13 protein-coding genes are annotated in these 17,527 nt (G+C 44.2%); 1 reads left to right on the forward strand and 12 read right to left on the reverse strand.

Annotated features, from left to right (window positions below):
- Positions 1-295 precede the first annotated feature (295 nt).
- The 4 genes from MHI32_RS16925 to MHI32_RS16940 all read right to left on the reverse strand — a co-directional run bounded on the left by MHI32_RS16925 (position 296) and on the right by MHI32_RS16940 (position 5,680).
- Positions 296-1,288, reverse strand: coding sequence for a helix-turn-helix transcriptional regulator (locus tag MHI32_RS16925; RefSeq protein WP_076130033.1), 993 nt, complete (start codon positions 1,286-1,288; stop codon positions 296-298).
- Between the two features lie 524 nt (positions 1,289-1,812).
- On the reverse strand, positions 1,813-2,268 hold the full coding sequence (locus MHI32_RS16930) for a DinB family protein (protein WP_076130032.1): 456 nt from the start codon (positions 2,266-2,268) through the stop codon (positions 1,813-1,815).
- A gap of 157 nt (positions 2,269-2,425) precedes the next feature.
- Positions 2,426-2,914, reverse strand: a complete 489-nt coding sequence (locus tag MHI32_RS16935) for a YfbM family protein (RefSeq protein ID WP_076130031.1) — start codon at positions 2,912-2,914, stop codon at positions 2,426-2,428.
- A gap of 510 nt (positions 2,915-3,424) precedes the next feature.
- On the reverse strand, positions 3,425-5,680 hold the full coding sequence (locus MHI32_RS16940) for a DNA topoisomerase 3 (RefSeq protein ID WP_339168121.1): 2,256 nt from the start codon (positions 5,678-5,680) through the stop codon (positions 3,425-3,427).
- Positions 5,681-5,844: 164 nt separating this feature from the next.
- On the opposite strand from MHI32_RS16940, the gene MHI32_RS16945 reads away from it, so the two are divergent.
- Positions 5,845-6,708 (forward strand): pentapeptide repeat-containing protein, encoded by an 864-nt coding sequence (locus MHI32_RS16945; protein ID WP_339168123.1) that lies wholly within the window; start codon positions 5,845-5,847, stop codon positions 6,706-6,708.
- A gap of 15 nt (positions 6,709-6,723) precedes the next feature.
- Here MHI32_RS16945 and MHI32_RS16950 read toward each other — a convergent pair whose 3' ends face one another.
- From MHI32_RS16950 to MHI32_RS16985, 8 genes are all read right to left on the reverse strand, one after another.
- On the reverse strand, positions 6,724-8,436 hold the full coding sequence (locus MHI32_RS16950; RefSeq protein WP_340010328.1) for a proline--tRNA ligase: 1,713 nt from the start codon (positions 8,434-8,436) through the stop codon (positions 6,724-6,726).
- 399 nt (positions 8,437-8,835) lie between these two features.
- On the reverse strand, positions 8,836-10,323 hold the full coding sequence (locus MHI32_RS16955) for a glutamate synthase subunit beta (protein ID WP_076130028.1): 1,488 nt from the start codon (positions 10,321-10,323) through the stop codon (positions 8,836-8,838).
- A gap of 235 nt (positions 10,324-10,558) precedes the next feature.
- Complete coding sequence (locus MHI32_RS16960; RefSeq protein ID WP_076130027.1) at positions 10,559-11,050, reverse strand: dihydrofolate reductase; 492 nt, start codon at positions 11,048-11,050, stop codon at positions 10,559-10,561.
- 81 nt (positions 11,051-11,131) lie between these two features.
- Complete coding sequence (locus MHI32_RS16965; protein ID WP_076190191.1) at positions 11,132-12,112, reverse strand: thymidylate synthase; 981 nt, start codon at positions 12,110-12,112, stop codon at positions 11,132-11,134.
- A gap of 141 nt (positions 12,113-12,253) precedes the next feature.
- Positions 12,254-13,228, reverse strand: a complete 975-nt coding sequence (locus MHI32_RS16970) for a S66 peptidase family protein (RefSeq protein ID WP_076130025.1) — start codon at positions 13,226-13,228, stop codon at positions 12,254-12,256.
- A gap of 152 nt (positions 13,229-13,380) precedes the next feature.
- Positions 13,381-14,793, reverse strand: coding sequence for a dihydrolipoyl dehydrogenase (gene lpdA / locus MHI32_RS16975; RefSeq protein WP_036687684.1), 1,413 nt, complete (start codon positions 14,791-14,793; stop codon positions 13,381-13,383).
- A 2-nt stretch (positions 14,794-14,795) separates the two neighbouring features.
- Positions 14,796-16,442: a 2-oxo acid dehydrogenase subunit E2 gene (locus MHI32_RS16980; protein WP_076184428.1), complete on the reverse strand. Its 1,647-nt coding sequence runs from the start codon at positions 16,440-16,442 to the stop codon at positions 14,796-14,798.
- A gap of 106 nt (positions 16,443-16,548) precedes the next feature.
- Complete coding sequence (locus MHI32_RS16985; protein ID WP_038571553.1) at positions 16,549-17,526, reverse strand: alpha-ketoacid dehydrogenase subunit beta; 978 nt, start codon at positions 17,524-17,526, stop codon at positions 16,549-16,551.
- Between the last annotated feature and the right edge of the window lies 1 nt (position 17,527).

The raw sequence follows: 17,527 nt of genomic DNA on the forward strand, positions 1-17,527 counted from the left end.
CAACGATGCTTCTTTGTAACGGTAGAATCCCGGTCCCATCTACTATAATTCAGGGGACAGCTCTGAGGTGATTTTTGGATTCGGATATCCGCTGCCTCGCACCAACCGGCAGTTCTCTGAACGGCGTTTCCAGATCTATCTGTCAATAATTCAAACAACAATAAAGACCTTTAAACTTATATTGCTTCTAAAGCAGATAATCTAACTAATCATACGACGATATGAATGCGGAGACTACACTCCAGTCTGCTTATTTTCTTCATCAGCACATAGCACCAACCTTTTACTTACCTGCTTAATCTGTTTCGATTAGCTTGGAGGTCAACTTCACTACTGGCCTGATATACTTCAAAAACCGCTCCGGATCGTGATAAACGTATATGATTCTCCCAGGGGAAGTATCAAAGCAGTAACCATTGTCTGCAAAATTAAAAGTTGCCATTGCCCTTTCCATCTTTTCCTCTACACTACGATTTTCCTGCTCATAATTGAATGGTCCATGTTCAAAAACAATATACTCGGCTTCGAGAACATCAATCATAAGCATTTGTGGAGGTACTTCACCTTTATAATCAAAAGGAAGACGTACACCAAAACACTCTGTACGTGGAATACCCCAATCGCAGAGTCTGCCATCCGGGTCATTAATGTAAGCCATAATCTGACCGCTGCCACCGTTAGATTCACTCCCGCCATCGTCATCCAATTTGCCCTTGATACTATCGAGTAAGCCGCAAATTGTTTCGCAGTCCTGTCCCGTAATAAGACTTTGCTTTTGCCAAAAATCCCAATACCCATTACTCTCATAGTTTTTAATGTGCAAAAATTTGTGAGTGGGAATGGTTACAAAATAAATGTTAAGATCATCTGTAGATTTCATCATACCAATCTCTCCAAATCCGAAAAAGTAGCGGTCGAAAGAGTTTATTTTTGTACGAAGGGCGACAGGCATAGGCTTTTTCCGGTATTCACTTGGAGTTACACCATATGTTCCCTTGAAAGCCCTGGTAAAAGCTTCATGTGATGAAAAACCATAATCAAAAGCAATATCCAAAATGCTCTTTTCACTATCCCGAACCTCTTTTAGTGCAAAGGCTAATTTTCTATGCCGTAGATAATCCCTAAATTGCATTCCCGATATTTCCTTAAATTTTCTCGTAGTATGAAATTCGGAATAACCTAACTTGTGAGAAAGAAATCGTAGCGTTATTGCTTCACTGTTACGATTCTTAATACACTCGTCAATTTCATTAACGATTATTTGGATTTGCTTGTGCCACTCGTACAATTGGTCTGTTCACCTCGTTTCAACCACTCTATAGTCATTGTAGGGTAATGGAATTTGCATTGCTTGATTCTACTTGCGGAAAAGAGATGACAATTCAAACGTTTTGGTCCTGCTATTTCGGAATCTCATCATGAAACGGTACCACCATTTCGTTTGGATCGTTAAGGAATACATATTGAATCTCAGATTTCCTCTTTGCATTTAGTGGTCGGTGTATAACCCTATCGTTCTGTCAAAGTTATTTCCGCAAGCAGCTTAAGCGTGTCATGCATTCGCAGGATGGACAAGAAGCATGGAGTATCGGGAGGCATTAAACAAAAGGGCTCGGACCCGTTGAGACATGGGAGTGAAAATCACATGCCCTTACAGTTGTTCCAAGCCACCGCCTCTTCAATTTCCTTCTTATCTCACATTTAGCTAAAGGTAAAATCCTACGAATTCATGAGCCTGCATGAGTAAACTAAATCATTTCGGAGGAGTTCAATGCCCATCTCATTCCAGGTAATGGTGATGATTAGGCCCTGTTAGAGTCTGGCGAACGTGATGTAATCGACTTGGACAGGTTCTGCCAATTCCATCCGAAGTGCCCGGTTGATCTGTCCCCGGTGATATTGCCCATGTAAAATGACCTGCGACAAGATGTCCCGGACGGACGTTTGGAACGGGACTCCGTTCTGGTTCGCATAGTCGATCATCACGTCCAAATCAAATTCCTCGAGCCCTTCGATATACACACGATATTGCTCGGCGTTTTCTTCGAACATCGTTCGGATCGCCGTCAGATCTTCCGCTTCCTCCCATAATGAATATTGCGCACTACCCTTGCCCTGCAATCGGGACAGCCAGACTCGTTCCGCAACCGCGACATGCCGAACCAGCTTCAGAAGGTCCTTGTTCTTCATCTCATTCTCCTCGAGCGCTTCTAAGATTCGTGCGTCCGCCCAGTAAAGGTGGTCCATCATACACTTGATCGTCTTCATTTTTGTTTCCCCCTATTTGTCTCATTGATTAATTGAACCTACCGTTTCCCGTAATTGGTCATTATTTCTCAAATCGTCATAATCTTCATCAGTCCAAGGTTCTATTTTTTATCTCGCTCAATGGAATCAGGAGACGTGTATCATCTTTTGGTTAGAATCAGAAAATATAAAAGATGAGGCCTTTGCCCTCGGCTACAGTTTGGCTGTAGAAGCGCCGGATTTCGTTAAAATGCTGTAGCAGGTAGGCAAAGAACGCATCCTTATCCTCGTCTGAAACAATATCAGGTTCAAGAGGATATACTTCTTCCTTAACCATGGCCGGGAAATCATACCGCAAGCGGAGCTGCGCTTCATCCAGCTCAGAAATAACCTGATGCGCTTCTGCAACTTGCTTGGCACGTAAGGAAAACGCCCCGAATGAGCCAAAATCGATGCCTTTGTCTGATGTCAGCGGAACAACATAACTAAGAGGGGCATCTCCATCGGAAATAACTCCACAAAGCAAGTAGTGAATCGCCTCCCAGGATCTATCAATGTCCAGTCCGGGATAATCGTCTATTTTCAAGCTATTCAATGCAATGTCGCCTGTAACAATTTGCTGCACTAGGTTGTCATCCATAGCAAAGTAATATCCACGCATTCCCATGTTGTCATCCTTCCTTCCATTCTAGTAGTGACTATAATGCCCTATCAAAATGTAACCTCTGGATTTATCCCGCAGGATAGAAAAAGAGTGAAGATCAGCCCCCTACGTAATCATAATATCTTGTCTGCACAAGTTACTACATCCCGTTTAAGATAGGTATGTCCTACACTCTTTAACTAATGAATTTTATGTGGAAAAGATATGGTCAAGCACTGCTGTCACCGAAACCATATCCCATATACGGCGAGTCCGACTAATAGTCTTGACTACGGACCCAGCTGAAGCTATTGGCGAATTTATTGCCGTTGGAGCAAGTTTGCGGACTCCAGTGCTGCTATTCTCCCGCAAGCGGTGCATATATAGCCCTTTTCATGCCAATAACGACTATGCGGTCCGATAGCAGTCCAAAAAGGACGTATTGCCGCGTTTTGGGTCATCTGTGTCCGCTAGCGGCTTCGTACATGCAAATGTGATGTAATCACCCGTGATCCATACAAACTTCCAGTTAGACTATGACTCCACTGTTAATTGACCCGTATCCATATTATTAAGCACAAGTTTGCCTTCCAGCGGGGTGCCGTCTTCGCTCGCAAGCTTCAGCTTACCCGTACGGCCCTTTTCAATCAATGCCTTTACTTGTGTATCTGTAAGGGTACGCCCGTGGTTCTCTTTCCAGATCACGAACTTGCAGCCTTCTTTGTAATGAGAGCAGCCGTAGCCTTTTTTACCCATAAAAATCATCCCGCCACAGCCAGGACGCGGGCAGTTTCCGATAATTTTCGGACCTGAATTTGCTGATTCTTCTTCGTTAGCTGGTTTACGTTTTCTTGGCGCGGCAGGTTTATCGCTGGTTTTACGAGATGTACCTCCACCACTCCGACCTTTAGCCCCTGTATTCACAGAAGGAGTTTCCCCTTCAAAAGAAGTTTTGGACGCCCGAGACTGCACACGAACCTTGTCCACGATCATACAGGCAAATCTTTTTACATTCTCCATAAATTGTCCGTCCGACGCCGTTCCTCTTGATATTTCGTTCAAGCGACGTTCCCACTGGCCGGTCATTTCAGGTGAAGTCAACAGCTCGATGCCCGCTCCACGTATCAGTTCAATAGCCGTTCGTCCTTTTTGCGTGATGGCGATTTTTTTGCCTTGCATTTCAATGTATCCGACATTCTTAAGCCGTTCAATGGTTGCTGCTCGTGTGGCTGGAGTACCCAGCCCTGAATCCTTCATAGCATCCCGAAGCTCTTCGTCTTCAATCTGCTTTCCGGCACTTTCCATCGCTCTAAGCAGCGTGCCTTCCGTATAGTGTTTTGGCGGCTGTGTATCTTTCTCTTTAACGATAGCGTCACTACAGATCACCTCATCTGCCGGAGCAATTGCGAACGGTTCATTCACTTCAATCTCTTCGTCTTCCTCATCATCCTTGTTTTTTCCCTTGGACGACTTCGCTTTATCTTTTTTCTGGTCCGCGTAAATGACCTTCCAGCCGAGGCTTAATAATTCCTTAACAGTAGTTTTGAACTTTTCGTCCTCTACATCAGTCATAACCGTATGCACTTTATATTCCGCAGCCGGATAGAACTGTGACAAAAAGCGCCGCACAATCAAATCATACAGCTTTCCCTCATCCGCACTAAGCCCTGTTGCTTTCCGATATGTAGGCAAAATCGCATGGTGATCCTCTACCTTGGAGGGATTGCAGATAAATTTGTTTCCTTTATGAACGAGATTACGATTCGCGCCCTTCACCCATTCATCATAAGCCGTCCCTTGGAGCGCAGATAAAGTCTTATGCATCTCCGGAATATTTTGTTCTGTAACATAGTTAGAATTCGTCCGCGGATAGGATATCACCTTATGCTTTTCATATAAGGCTTGTGCGATATCGAGTGTTTTTTTAGCGGAAAAAGCGTACTTCCCATTCGCCTCCCGCTGCAGCAGCGTTAAATCATACAGTTTATTCGGATACTCTTTCGTTTCCTTAACCTCATAAGAGTCAATTCGTCCCGGTTTTCCTTTGACCTTGTCAGCCAGCGCCTCCGCCTTCTCACCATCAGTGAGGCGGTCACCCTGCCACATACCTTTATAAGTCATTTCATTTTGTGTAAAATGGCCCTCCACCTCAAAAAACTTAAGGGATGAGAACGCCTCAATCGTCTTCTGGCGATCATAAATAAGTGCAAGTACTGGGGTCTGAACTCTCCCCACAGACAGCAGAACATTATGTTTCGTAGTAAATGCACGTGATCCGTTCATACCGATTAGCCAATCGGCTTCACTGCGCGCTTTTGCCGCTTTAGTTAGATTCTCGTACTCCGCCCCATCCTTTAGCTCTTGAAAGCCTTTGCGGATTGTCTCTGGTGTCAAATCGGAAATCCACAGCCGTTTCACAGGATGTTCAAGCTTCAAATGCCGCTGAATGAGCGAAAATATATGCTGGCCTTCTCGCCCGGCGTCACAAGAATTTACCAGCAGATCGCTTCGTTTAGCCAGCTCTCCGATTACCTTCAGCTGATCAATGGTCCGCGCATTAGGAACCAGCTTGAATGGGTCCGGAATAATGGGAAGATCATTAATATTCCATTTTTTGTATTTCACATCATATGCATCCGGCTCAGCCAATCCGATTAGATGCCCTATTGCCCATGTAATAATGTACTGCTCCCCTTCAAGATAGGAACGGTAATTTTTAGCCTTTGGTTCTATTGCGGCGGCGATATTCCGCCCCATGTCCGGTTTCTCCGCAATAATAAGTGTCTTCAAAAACATTCGCTCCTTACCTTCTCGTTCTTAAGTCCAAAACAGGTCCAGTACTCTATTATAACATTAACCTCGGTTTTTTTTAATCGACCGGACTTTTCATAGTCTTTCGTTTGATTTAAAATAAGTTGGTATAAGCGTATTCATGTATCGGAGGGAAACAAACCTTGTATGAGAATCACAGATTTACAGAACCTTTTTCAGATCGAAGCCTCACCGCCCTGAAGGCGGATTGTGAGCAGTGCTTTGGCTTGTGTTGTGCCGCATTGCCTTTTGCTGCTTCCATAGATTTCGCTAGAGACAAAGACGCTGGACAGCCCTGTCACAATCTACAGTCGGACTTTCGCTGTGGTGTACATACAGAGCTAAGAGAATTAGGCTATCGTGGTTGTACGGTCTATGACTGTTTTGGAGCTGGGCAAAAGATTTCTCAAGTCACTTATGCTGGAGAAGACTGGAGGAAAAAGCCGAAAACTGCGAAGCAAATGTTCGAGGTATTTCCGATCATGTGGCATTTGCACGAGCTGCTCTGGTATTTACATGAATCTTTAAACTTAGAAATAACCCGTACAATCCATACGGAGCTGCAAACAGCTCTCGATGAAACGGAACAGCTCACTTTACTTAATCCTGAAGCACTTGTAAAAGTGGATGTTGCCGCTCATCGAGCAAAAATCAATATGTTACTGTTGCAGGTCAGTGAGCTTGTACGAACTGAGGCTCGCCGTAAACTAAAGAAATCAGCGAAGAATTTCAGTCGAGGTGCCGACCTTATGGGAGCTAAGCTCAAAGGAGCCGATCTTAGAGGCGCCAATTTGAGAGGAGCCTATTTAATAGCCGCAGACCTTAGGGACGCTGATCTCAGAGGTGCAGACCTTATTGGGGCAGACTTTCGCGATACTGACCTTAGAGGTGCTAATTTAGCAGAAGCTCTCTTTCTCACTCAGGCACAGATCAATGCGGCAAAAGGCAATACTCTCACAAAATTACCAGCAACACTCTCCTGCCCTGATCATTGGCATTCCCATTAAATGAAAAAAGATCATTTATATCAGCTGTGAATAGAATTGTTTGATCCGAGACACAGCTTCCATAATTTCTAAGACTTCTTTCCCCGCTGTGTTTCGGTTCAGATACTCTACTCTTCCCTGTGATGCTTCCTTGCCCACAACTATTGATAGAGGTATCCCGATCAAGCTTGAATCTTTAAATTTCACGCCAGCGCGTTCATCCCTATCATCAATCAGCGTCTCTATGCCAAGCTTGGTTAGTTGATCATAGAGACCTTCGGCAACCGTCCGCTGCTCACTATCCTTGACGGACATTATCAAGATATGAACCTGATAAGGTGCCAATGCTGCTGGCCACATTAATCCATCCTCATCATGATGCTGTTCAGCAATAGCGGATAAAAGCCGTGAGATACCAATTCCGTAACAGCCCATAATCATAGGTTGACTTTTGCCTGAAGAATCTAAGTAAGAAGCGCCTAGCTTTTCACTGTATTTAGTACCTAATTTGAAGACATGACCCACTTCAATCCCTTGATGAAAATGCAAAATACCCTCCAAACAATGCGGACAAACTTCACCTTCTGCTACATTCCGAAAATCCCCCACATGCCAAGGCGAAAAATCTCTGCCGGGTACGACATTACGGAAGTGATAATCTTTTTCTCCCGCCCCTGTAATCCCTTGAGTCATATCAGCTACTGCCGCATCTGCTAGGACAGTAAGCGTTAAGCCTACAGGTCCTACAAATCCACTTTCAACGCCCGCTAAGGATTTCACAGACTCGTAGTCAGCAAGCTTAATCTCATTCGTTCCTAAATATTTACTTACCTTTATTTCATTGACTTCATGATCACCCCGGACCAGTACAGCAAAAATCTGTCCGTCACCTTCATAGATTAATGTTTTGATAATCTGGTCTGGCCGGATATCTAGCTCCTGCTCTAGTTGCTCAATTGTGCGCAAATCAGGAGTGAGGAATTTCTCTATCTCCGGTACTTGTATGACAACTTCATTTTTTACAGGCCGCACGGACTCTGCCTGTTCCAGATTGGCCGCATAATCACAAACGGTGCATGCAGCAATCGTATCCTCCCCAATATCAGCCAGCGCCATAAATTCATGACTGCCGCCCTCGCCTCCAATCGCACCGGAATCCGCATGGACAGCACGGAATTTCAATCCACATCGCTCAAATATCCGGTGATAAGCCTCGAACATTTGGATATATGATTTATCTAGACCTTCCAGGTTTGTGTCAAAAGAGTAAGCATCCTTCATCAAAAACTCTCTGCCTCTCAGCAGTCCAAAACGTGGTCGGCGTTCATCTCGGAACTTGGTCTGAATCTGATATACGGTAATAGGAAGCTTTCGATAGGAGCTGATCTCATTCCGTACGAGTGTGGTTACTACTTCCTCATGTGTAGGACCTAGTATGAATTCCCGCTCATGACGATCCCGCAGCGTCATCAGCTCCTTACCGTATACCTCATACCGGCCTGATTCTTTCCAGAGCTCCGCAGGCTGCATAGATGGCATCAATACCTCCTGAGCCCCAGAGACATCCATCTCATGCCGCACAATCGCTTCTATTTTCCGTAAAACTCGTCTGCCAAGCGGTAAATAAGTATACACACCCGCTGCTAATTGGCGGATATATCCCGCACGCAGCAGTAGCTGATGACTGCTTGTCTCCGCCTCTGAAGGTGCCTCACGCAGAGTTGTTAATAAAAGATTACTTTGACGCATATTTGTACCCTCCCTAAAAAATGAACGCTCTAAACGCAAAAAGACACATTCGTCAGGGACGAATGTGTCGTGATACCACCCTTATTTAACCGCCAGCCCGTACATAGTCTACACTTGATTTGGCGATCCTCGATCGAATAACGGCCGATTCCGGCAGCGGTTATACGCTGCAGCTACCCAGGCAGGATACCATCCACACGTATTTGAGGAACCTTTCAGCCGGTGAGTTCCCTCTCTGTTCTAACGCTACTAGGATCGTAAGTCCTTGGTCAATGCTTTTGTCATTTAAATATTGTATTAAATCTATATGAAAATAATATTTCCGTCAAGCGTCAGCTCCAAAAAAAGCCGCTTCTCCAGCAGGTAAACTGCTTTTGAAACGGCTTCTTGAATTAATGCCTAGACAAGAACGCTTGAGCCCATCAGGTATTTATCCACTTCACGTGCAGCTTCGCGACCTTCATTGATGGCCCAGACCACCAAGCTTTGACCACGACGCATATCGCCAGCAGCAAACACTTTATCCACGTTCGTATTGAATTTGCCGTAACGTGCTTTCACATTGGTACGACGATCAGTCTCCAGGTTAAGCTCCTCAACAATATCTTGCTCCGGTCCATCGAAACCAATAGCGATGAGAGCGAGTTGAGCAGGATATACAGCTTCCGTTCCAGGAACGGGCTGGTAGATTTTACGACCTGTCTCATCCACGATCCGGCGGATCTGCACCGTATGAAGCTCCTTCAAGTTCCCCTCTTCATCCCCAACAAATTTAGTGGTCATGATAGAGAATTCACGCGGATCATCGCCAAAAATAGCTTTCGCTTCTTCTTGCGCATAATCCAAGCTGTACACATTCGGAAATTGTGGCCAAGGATTAGCAATCGGATCCCGTTGCAGAGGCGCTTTTTCATGTGTACCAAATTGAGTGATACTGCCGCAGCCATGACGAAGCGCTGTGGCAACACAGTCAGATCCTGTATCCCCGCCACCCAAGACGATTACATCTTTACCTTCAGCGGATACATAGTTACCATCCTCCAGATTGGAATTCAAGTAACTCTTGATCGTGCCATTTAAATAATCCATGGCATACATAACGCCCTTAAGCTCACTGCCTTCAATGTTGAAACGGCGTGCTTTAGTAGCTCCACCACACAGAACGACCGCATCATACTCATCAACAAGCTGCTGAGCCGGAATGTCTTTACCAATCTCAGTGTTCACTACGAAGTTAATCCCTTCAGCAGCCAGCAAATCTACACGACGTTGTACAACTTTTTTATCAAGCTTCATAGTAGGTATTCCATATGTCAGCAGTCCGCCAATGCGGTCACTGCGCTCAAATACAGTTACAGAATGTCCAGCCTTGTTAAGCTGTGCTGCTGCGGCAAGTCCAGCAGGTCCAGAGCCTACGATTGCAATTTTTTTGCCAGTCCGTTTCTCCGGAGGATTAGGTACAACCCAGCCCTCTTCAAAACCCTTATCAACGATCGCAAGTTCAATTGTTTTGATGGTTACCGGCTGTCCGATCAGGCCCACTGTGCAAGAGCCTTCACAGGGAGCGGGACAAATACTGCCTGTGAATTCAGGAAAGTTGTTTGTCTTATGCAGACGTTCCAGTGCTTCTTTCCAGAGTCCACGATACACCAAGTTATTCCATTCCGGAATTAAATTGTGTACTGGACAACCTGAGGTCCCGCCAGCCATATCAATACCTGTATGGCAATAGGGGGTTCCGCAATCCATACAACGTGCGCCCTGTGTCCGAAGCTCGTCCTCGGATAAATGATGGTGGAATTCTTCCCAGTCCTTTACCCGCTGCTCAGGATCCCGATCACCTGGGAGCTGCCGTTTATACTCCATAAAACCTGTAGGTGTAGACATGTTTACGTTTCCCCCATCCGTTCTCTTCGTGTTGAAGTATAGTACATTGTAGCATATTGCGGCTTCGTATGGTTGTCAGCAACGCAATGAAGTACCTGCACATTCTATTCTATACCTATACATAATCATTTCTAATTTTAATTATAGTAACATTCATCACTTTTGCACAGTAATGGATAAATCTACTGATTATTTGTACTATTTCACATGTTATGTCAGAGAAAACGTTTTATTGCTATTCCGTACGTTCATAAACAAGGAAACGGTAATCATACGGATTCTTCTCATCACGAATTCCCTTGATATTGGAGACCTCTTTCCACATCCTCCAGTCAATCTCAGGAAACCGGGTATCTCCTTCAAAATCCTGTTCGATCTGCGTCAACATCAACTTGTCAGCATACGGCAACATCAACCGGTAAATTTCCGCACCACCGATTACCATCAGCTCATCTTCTTTTCTACCCTCGCTGAGAGCCTCTTCAAGCGTGTGTAGAACCTCTGCACCTTCAGCTGAATAATCAGTATCCCTAGTTAGAATTAGGCTCGTTCTGCCCTTCAAGGGCTTGCCTCCGAGCGAATCCCATGTTTTGCGGCCCATTAGCATTCTTTTGCCCAATGTTTCTGCTTTGAAATAAGCAAAATCCAGCGGCAAATGCCAAGGCATATCGTTATCTTTTCCTATGACATGATTGGCACCCATTGCCCATATTAAGCTAATACTCATGAAGTTCTCTCCTTCCTCCATACTAAAGTAAAAAACTATATTGCCAAAAATTATATTTGCGAATCTTCATTTACAATTACGTTATACTGCGATCGGCGCTTTTATCGAAGGATGCGGATTGTACCCCTCAATGACCAGATCTTCCAGTTCAATATCAAAAATTGATTTCTTCTGTGAATTAATAACCAGTGTAGGCAATGCTCTTAATTCTCTTGATAATTGCTCTTTCACTTGCTCAACATGGTTTGAATAGATATGCGCATCACTAATGCTGTATACAAACTCGCCTACTTCTAGCCCACATTCGTATGCGATTAAATGTGTAAGTAAGGAGTAAGATGGAATATTGAAGTTTGCCCCGAGAAAAGAGTCCGCACTGCGTTGCAGCAAGTGACAGCTTAGTTTACCATTTGCAACGTAGAACTGGAACATAACGTGGCAGGGCGGTAACGCTGCTTTGCTTCCTTTCGTCCCAGCATTTATAACATCTTCCGGGTTCCATGCGCTGACAATTAAACGCCGAGAATCAGGATTTGTTTTGATCTGATGAATAACGTCTTGTAATTGGTCAATTGATTCGCCAGTTGAAGATGTCCAATTCCGCCATTGCTTACCGTAAACGTTTCCTAGCTCGCCATATTTCGCAGCAAACGCATCATCTTCTAAGACACGATCACAGAATGATTTCATCTCTGCTTGATATAATTGATTAAAATCTTCATCAACTAAACAACGATTCCCGAAGTCTGTCATATCCGTGCCTGCATATTCGTCCGATTCAACCCATCTTTTAAAAGCCCATTCATCCCAAATATGATTATTATTTTTCAATAAATAACGAATGTTGGTATCGCCTTTAATAAACCACAATAACTCACTTGCAATTAAGCGAAACGGTGTACGTTTTGTTGTAAACAGCGGGAAGCCTTTTGATAAATCAAATCGCATCTGATAACCAAATACACTAATTGTACCAGTTCCTGTACGATCTTCTTTTTTCACACCATGATCCAAAATATATTGTAAAAAATTCAAATAGGTTTGTTCTAACTCATTCGTCAAAGTATTGCACCTCCGTAATATTTCACCTCATATATTATATCTGAAAAATCCGATTTTTGTAGAAGGTAAGATAATTTTTAAATATATTTAATAATCGGGTTACCTATTCAATTATAAAGGATTGATTCAGCAATTGTATCTCTACTCCGCTATCCTAAGCTCCACTCTTGCCCCATAAGCCCGAAGGCTTGCTTGTCCACCCACAGGAAAGGTAATCATCGGCGATGTATGTCCAAAGTCCACGTCTGCAATCACAGGAATATCGGATAATTCTTCTTTTGAGCGGATAATTGTGGTCAGCAGCTTCTTTGACATACGCGATTCTTTTTGGAACCTGCCGATCACCAACCCTTTGACCTCTTCAAACTCAGGCTGATGAATTAGGGATTGCAGATCTCGATCAAAGGTTGCAGGTGCTGACTCATAATCATCCTCAATGAACAAGATAGAATTTTTTAAACTTGGCATATACTCTGTTCCCTGTAAAAGATTTAAAGTGCATAAATTGCCACCAATAATCGTTCCTCTCGCTTCCCCATCATTGATAATGAACGGACCTTCATTTTTAATAAATATCCGGTTTTCCTGATCCAGATACCACTCATCATCACTCCAATGCCTGGAAGGCTGCACTAGAATTTCTTTATTGTCCATCATCAGCTTGCGGAAATATTCGATAGTATATTCATTATCGTGGAGCATCGCAAATGTGGAAAAATGCGGTCCGGAGTATGTAACTAATCCTGTTTGAGCATAAATCGCATTACTTAGTGCAGTAATATCCGAATAACCACATAAACGCTTTGGATTCTCTGCAATGATTGAATAATCGATATAACGCAGCAGCTGGTTACTATTGAAGCCCCCAATGGTCGTTAATATTCCTTTCACTTTGGGGTCTAAAAAGGCTTCGTGCAAATCCTCAATTCTTGAATCAATAGAAGAGGAAACAAAATCATCCATCTCAAAAGAATTTGTTGAAATGGATATCCGAAAACCTAACCGTTCAAGCTGCTCTTTAGCGATTTTTCTTTGCTGAGCATCGATTAATGACAAACTTCTGGAAGGAGAGATAATACGCAGCTCATCTCCAGGCTTTAATTTATCAGCTCTCATCATTGAACCTCCCTATATTTATAAAATACAGATTAAGTAATTGCTCTTCCTCCCAGTATATCTCTTTTCAAAAAAGTGGAAAACACAAAAAAAGGCGGAACGCATTTGCGTCCGCCTTTCTGTTGCCTGCTAGAGCAATTTTTGGAGAAAAATTATTTCATTACATGAATTGGGTGACCTTCAACCAATTCAGCAGCTTCCATGACGATTTCGCCAAGGGTTGGATGCGCATGAATAGTCAAAGCGATATCTTCAAGCGTTGCGCCCATTTCGATTGCCAAACCAAGTTCAGCGATCAAGTTAGAAGCTTCGATACCAACGATTTGAGCTCCCAGTACCAAATTGTTCTCGGAGTTAGCAACAATTTTGATGAAGCCTTCTGGGCTGTTCAAAGATACTGCGCGACCATTTCCTGCGAATGGGAATTTGCCGCTTTTCACTTTGTAGCCTTTGTCTTTTGCTTCTTTTTCAGTCAAACCAACGCTTGAACACTCAGGATCTGTAAATACAACAGCTGGGATGACTTTGTAGTCAACAACAGATGTAAGTCCTGCAATTGCTTCAGCAGCGATTTTACCTTCGTAAGAAGCCTTGTGAGCCAAAGCAAGACCTGGAACAACGTCGCCGATAGCGAAGATGGTAGGAATGCTTGTGCGTCCTTGGTGATCAACTTTGATCAATCCGCGCTCGTCGAGCTCAAGACCGATCAGATCCAGACCAAGTTCACCGTCAGTGTTAGGACGACGACCTACAGTTACAAGCAAGTAATCTGCTGTAACTTCTTTGGACTCGCCACCAACAGAGTATTTCACGGTTACTTCTTTGTCGTTCTGAACAGCACTTTCAGCTTTAGCGTTAGTTACGATTTCGATGCCAGTTTTAGCCATGTTTTTCGCAACAAGACGAGTCATATCTTTATCGAAGCCTGGAAGTACAGTATCCAAACCTTCGATGATTGTTACTTTAGTGCCAAATTTAGAGTACATTTGACCAAGCTCGGCACCGATGTATCCACCACCGATTACGATCATGCTCTTCGGAATTTCTGGAAGTTCCAGAGCTTCAGTCGAAGACAGAATACGTCCGCCGAATGGGAAAGGTTTAAGTTCAATTGGACGGGAACCTGTAGCAATGATGCAGTGTTTGAAGCGGTAACGTGGAGATTCATGATCATTGAACACACGTGCTTCTGTGTCGCTGATAAACATGCACTCACCGTTAAATACTTCAATTTTGTTGCCCTTCATCAAGCTAGTCACGCCGCTAGTCATTTTTTTAACTACGCTGTTCTTGAATTCTTGAGTTTTGGCAAAATCCACTTTAACATTCTCAGCTGTAACGCCGAAAACTTCACCATGCTGTGCGGATTCAAATTGATGCGCAGCAGCGATCAAGGCTTTAGAAGGAATACATCCACGGTTCAAACATACACCGCCGAGTTCCGATTTATCCACGATGAGGACTTTTTGGCCGAGCTGGGCGGCACGAATTGCCGCCACATACCCACCAGGACCTGCACCGATGACCAATGTATCAATATCTAGTGAAGCGTCTCCTACTACCATAATTATACCTCCATAACCAGCAGCTCAGGATTATTGAGCAGCGATTTAATGTAGTTCATAAAGTTTTGAGCAGTCGCACCATCGATAATACGGTGGTCAAAGCTGAGTGACAACGCCATTACTGGAGCAACTACGATTTCACCATTTTTCACAACTGCTTTTTCACTGATACGGCCAGTTCCGAGGATAGCCACTTCAGGGAAGTTGATGATTGGAGTAAAGAACATACCGCCAGCAGAACCGATGTTACTGATGGAGATCGTGCTGCCCTTCATTTCGTTAGCAGACAATTTACCGTCACGGCCACGAACGGCCAAGTCAGTGATGCTGCTAGCAATCATCCAAATGCTCTTACGGTCAGCGTCTTTGATAACTGGAACGATCAAACCGTTTGGTGTATCAGTAGCGATACCGATATTGTAGTATTTCTTGTAGACAATTTCGCCTGCTTCTTCATCAATCATAGCATTGAGTGCTGGGAATTGACGGGAAGCTGCAACAAGTGCCTTAACGATGAATGGAAGGTAAGTAACCTTAACGCCTTTTTTCTCAGCAATAGGTTTCATACGTGTACGGAATGCTACCAGTTCAGTAACATCTACTTCATCCATGATGGTTACGTGTGGAGCAGTGTAAGCCGATTTAACCATTGCGTTGGAGATCGCCTTACGAATACCCTTGAATGGTACACGTTCTTCTTCAAGACTAACGTTACCGCTAGCTGCTGCAGGTGCTGCTTTAGCTTCGGTCTTAGCAGCCTTAGGAGCTTCAGACGACGCTGCTGCTGCAGGAGCTGCTGGTGTAGAACCACCTTTCAAGAAGGCTTCTACGTCTTCACGAGTGATTTTACCACCTTTACCAGTTCCGTTCACTTTGGAAATATCCACTTTTTGCTCACGAGCAAATTTGCGAACGCTTGGTGTAGCCAAAACATCGCGGTCAGGAGCTGGTGTTACACTTGCAGATCCGCCTTCTTTAGCATCAGCAGGGCTTGTTGCTGCAGGGGAAGAAGTAGTGTTTGCACTTCCTTTTGCTGCATCGGCTTCAGCAGATGCATGACCTTCTTGTTCAGGAACGTCGCCTTCAGCAGCGATAATAGCTACAACTTCGCCTACGCGGCAAACTTGGCCATCTTTAGTCAGAACTTCCAATACAGTACCATTCACTGGACATGGAACCTCAACTACCGCCTTGTCATTTTGAACTTCCATGATGATGTCATCATCCGTTACCTTGTCACCGGCTTTGATATGCATTTTGATGATTTCACCTTCATGCAGACCTTCACCCAGCTCAGGGAAGCGATATTCAAAATTCGATGCTTTGTTAGATGCTGGAGCAGCTGGTGCAGCTGGCGCTTGAGCAGCAGGAGCTTCAGTAGCAGCACCCTCTTGATCAGGCACGTCACCTTCTGCTTCGATAATAGCCACTACTTCACCGACACGGCATACTTGACCGTCTTTTGTCAGAACTTCCAATACAGTACCGTTTACTGGGCAAGGCACCTCAACTACCGCCTTGTCATTTTGAACTTCCATTACGATATCATCATCCGTTACCTTGTCACCGGCTTTGATATGCATTTTGATGATTTCACCTTCATGCAGACCTTCACCTAGTTCAGGAAATCGGTATTCAAACTTTGCCACTTTGAAAACCTCCTCGTGAAATTGGGACTAACCTTATGATTTAAACTTTATAAGATGAAACAACGTTGTCATCCATATGGATGACAACTGTTTCTCGTAAAAATATTTAGAATTCCAAAACTTTCTTCACGCCTGCAATAATACGTGCAGGGTTTGGAAGCCATGTATCTTCTATTTGTGCGAATGGATACACAGTATCAGGACCTGCGATACGAAGCACAGGTGCTTCCAAGTGCAGTAGTGCTTTTTCATTGATTTGTGCGATAACTTCAGCAGCTACACCCGCACTCTTTTGTGCTTCTTGCACCACGATAGCACGGTTAGTCTTCTTCACAGACGCTACAATAGTATCGATGTCGATTGGACTTACAGTACGAAGGTCGATAATTTCAACATTAACGCCTTCTTTTTCGAGTTGCTCGGCTGCTTTGGTAGCTGTATGTACCATCAGCCCGTAAGTAATGATCGAAACGTCAGAACCTTCACGTACTACGTTCGCTTTACCAAGTTCAACTGTATATTCACCTTCTGGCACTTCAGCACGGAATGCATGATAAAGGTTCAAGTGCTCCATGAAGAATACAGGGTCATTGTCGCGAATAGACGCGATTAGAAGTCCCTTCGCATCATATGGGTTTGAAGGAATTACAACTTTAATCCCTGGGCTTTGTGCGATCAAACCTTCGAGTGAGTCAGTGTGAAGCTCAGCAGCCTTAACTCCGCCACCAAAAGGAGTACGGAATACTACTGGAGCGTTATATTTACCGCCAGAACGCCAGCGCAAACGCGCTGCTTGAACAACGATTTGATCCAGTGCTTCAAAGATAAAACCTACGAATTGAATTTCAGCAATCGGACGGAAGCCTTGTACACCAAGACCAAATGCCAGACCGCCGATAGCGGACTCAGCTAGTGGTGTATCAAAAATACGATCTTCGCCAAATTCCTTTTGCAGACCTTCAGTTACACGGAAAACGCCGCCTACATTACCAACATCCTCTCCGAAGATAAGAACGTTAGGGTCACGATTCAGTTCAACGCGCATCGCGTCGCGAATCGCTTCTTTCATATTCATTTGTGCCATT

Origin of the sequence: Paenibacillus sp. FSL H7-0690 (genome assembly GCF_037980415.1) — a bacterium.
Taxonomy (GTDB): Bacteria; Bacillota; Bacilli; order Paenibacillales; family Paenibacillaceae; genus Paenibacillus_AQ; species Paenibacillus_AQ odorifer.

Excerpts from the sequence above, each read along its gene's own strand:
- MHI32_RS16930 (WP_076130032.1), bottom strand. The coding sequence starts at position 2,268 with ATGAAGACGATCAAGTGTATGATGGACCACCTTTACTGGGCGGACGCA.
- MHI32_RS16935 (WP_076130031.1), bottom strand. The coding sequence starts at position 2,914 with ATGGGAATGCGTGGATATTACTTTGCTATGGATGACAACCTAGTGCAG.
- MHI32_RS16950 (WP_340010328.1), bottom strand. The coding sequence starts at position 8,436 with ATGCGTCAAAGTAATCTTTTATTAACAACTCTGCGTGAGGCACCTTCA.
- MHI32_RS16955 (WP_076130028.1), bottom strand. The coding sequence starts at position 10,323 with ATGTCTACACCTACAGGTTTTATGGAGTATAAACGGCAGCTCCCAGGT.
- MHI32_RS16960 (WP_076130027.1), bottom strand. The coding sequence starts at position 11,050 with ATGAGTATTAGCTTAATATGGGCAATGGGTGCCAATCATGTCATAGGA.
- MHI32_RS16970 (WP_076130025.1), bottom strand. The coding sequence starts at position 13,228 with ATGAGAGCTGATAAATTAAAGCCTGGAGATGAGCTGCGTATTATCTCT.
- lpdA (WP_036687684.1), bottom strand. The coding sequence starts at position 14,793 with ATGGTAGTAGGAGACGCTTCACTAGATATTGATACATTGGTCATCGGT.
- MHI32_RS16985 (WP_038571553.1), bottom strand. The coding sequence starts at position 17,526 with ATGGCACAAATGAATATGAAAGAAGCGATTCGCGACGCGATGCGCGTT.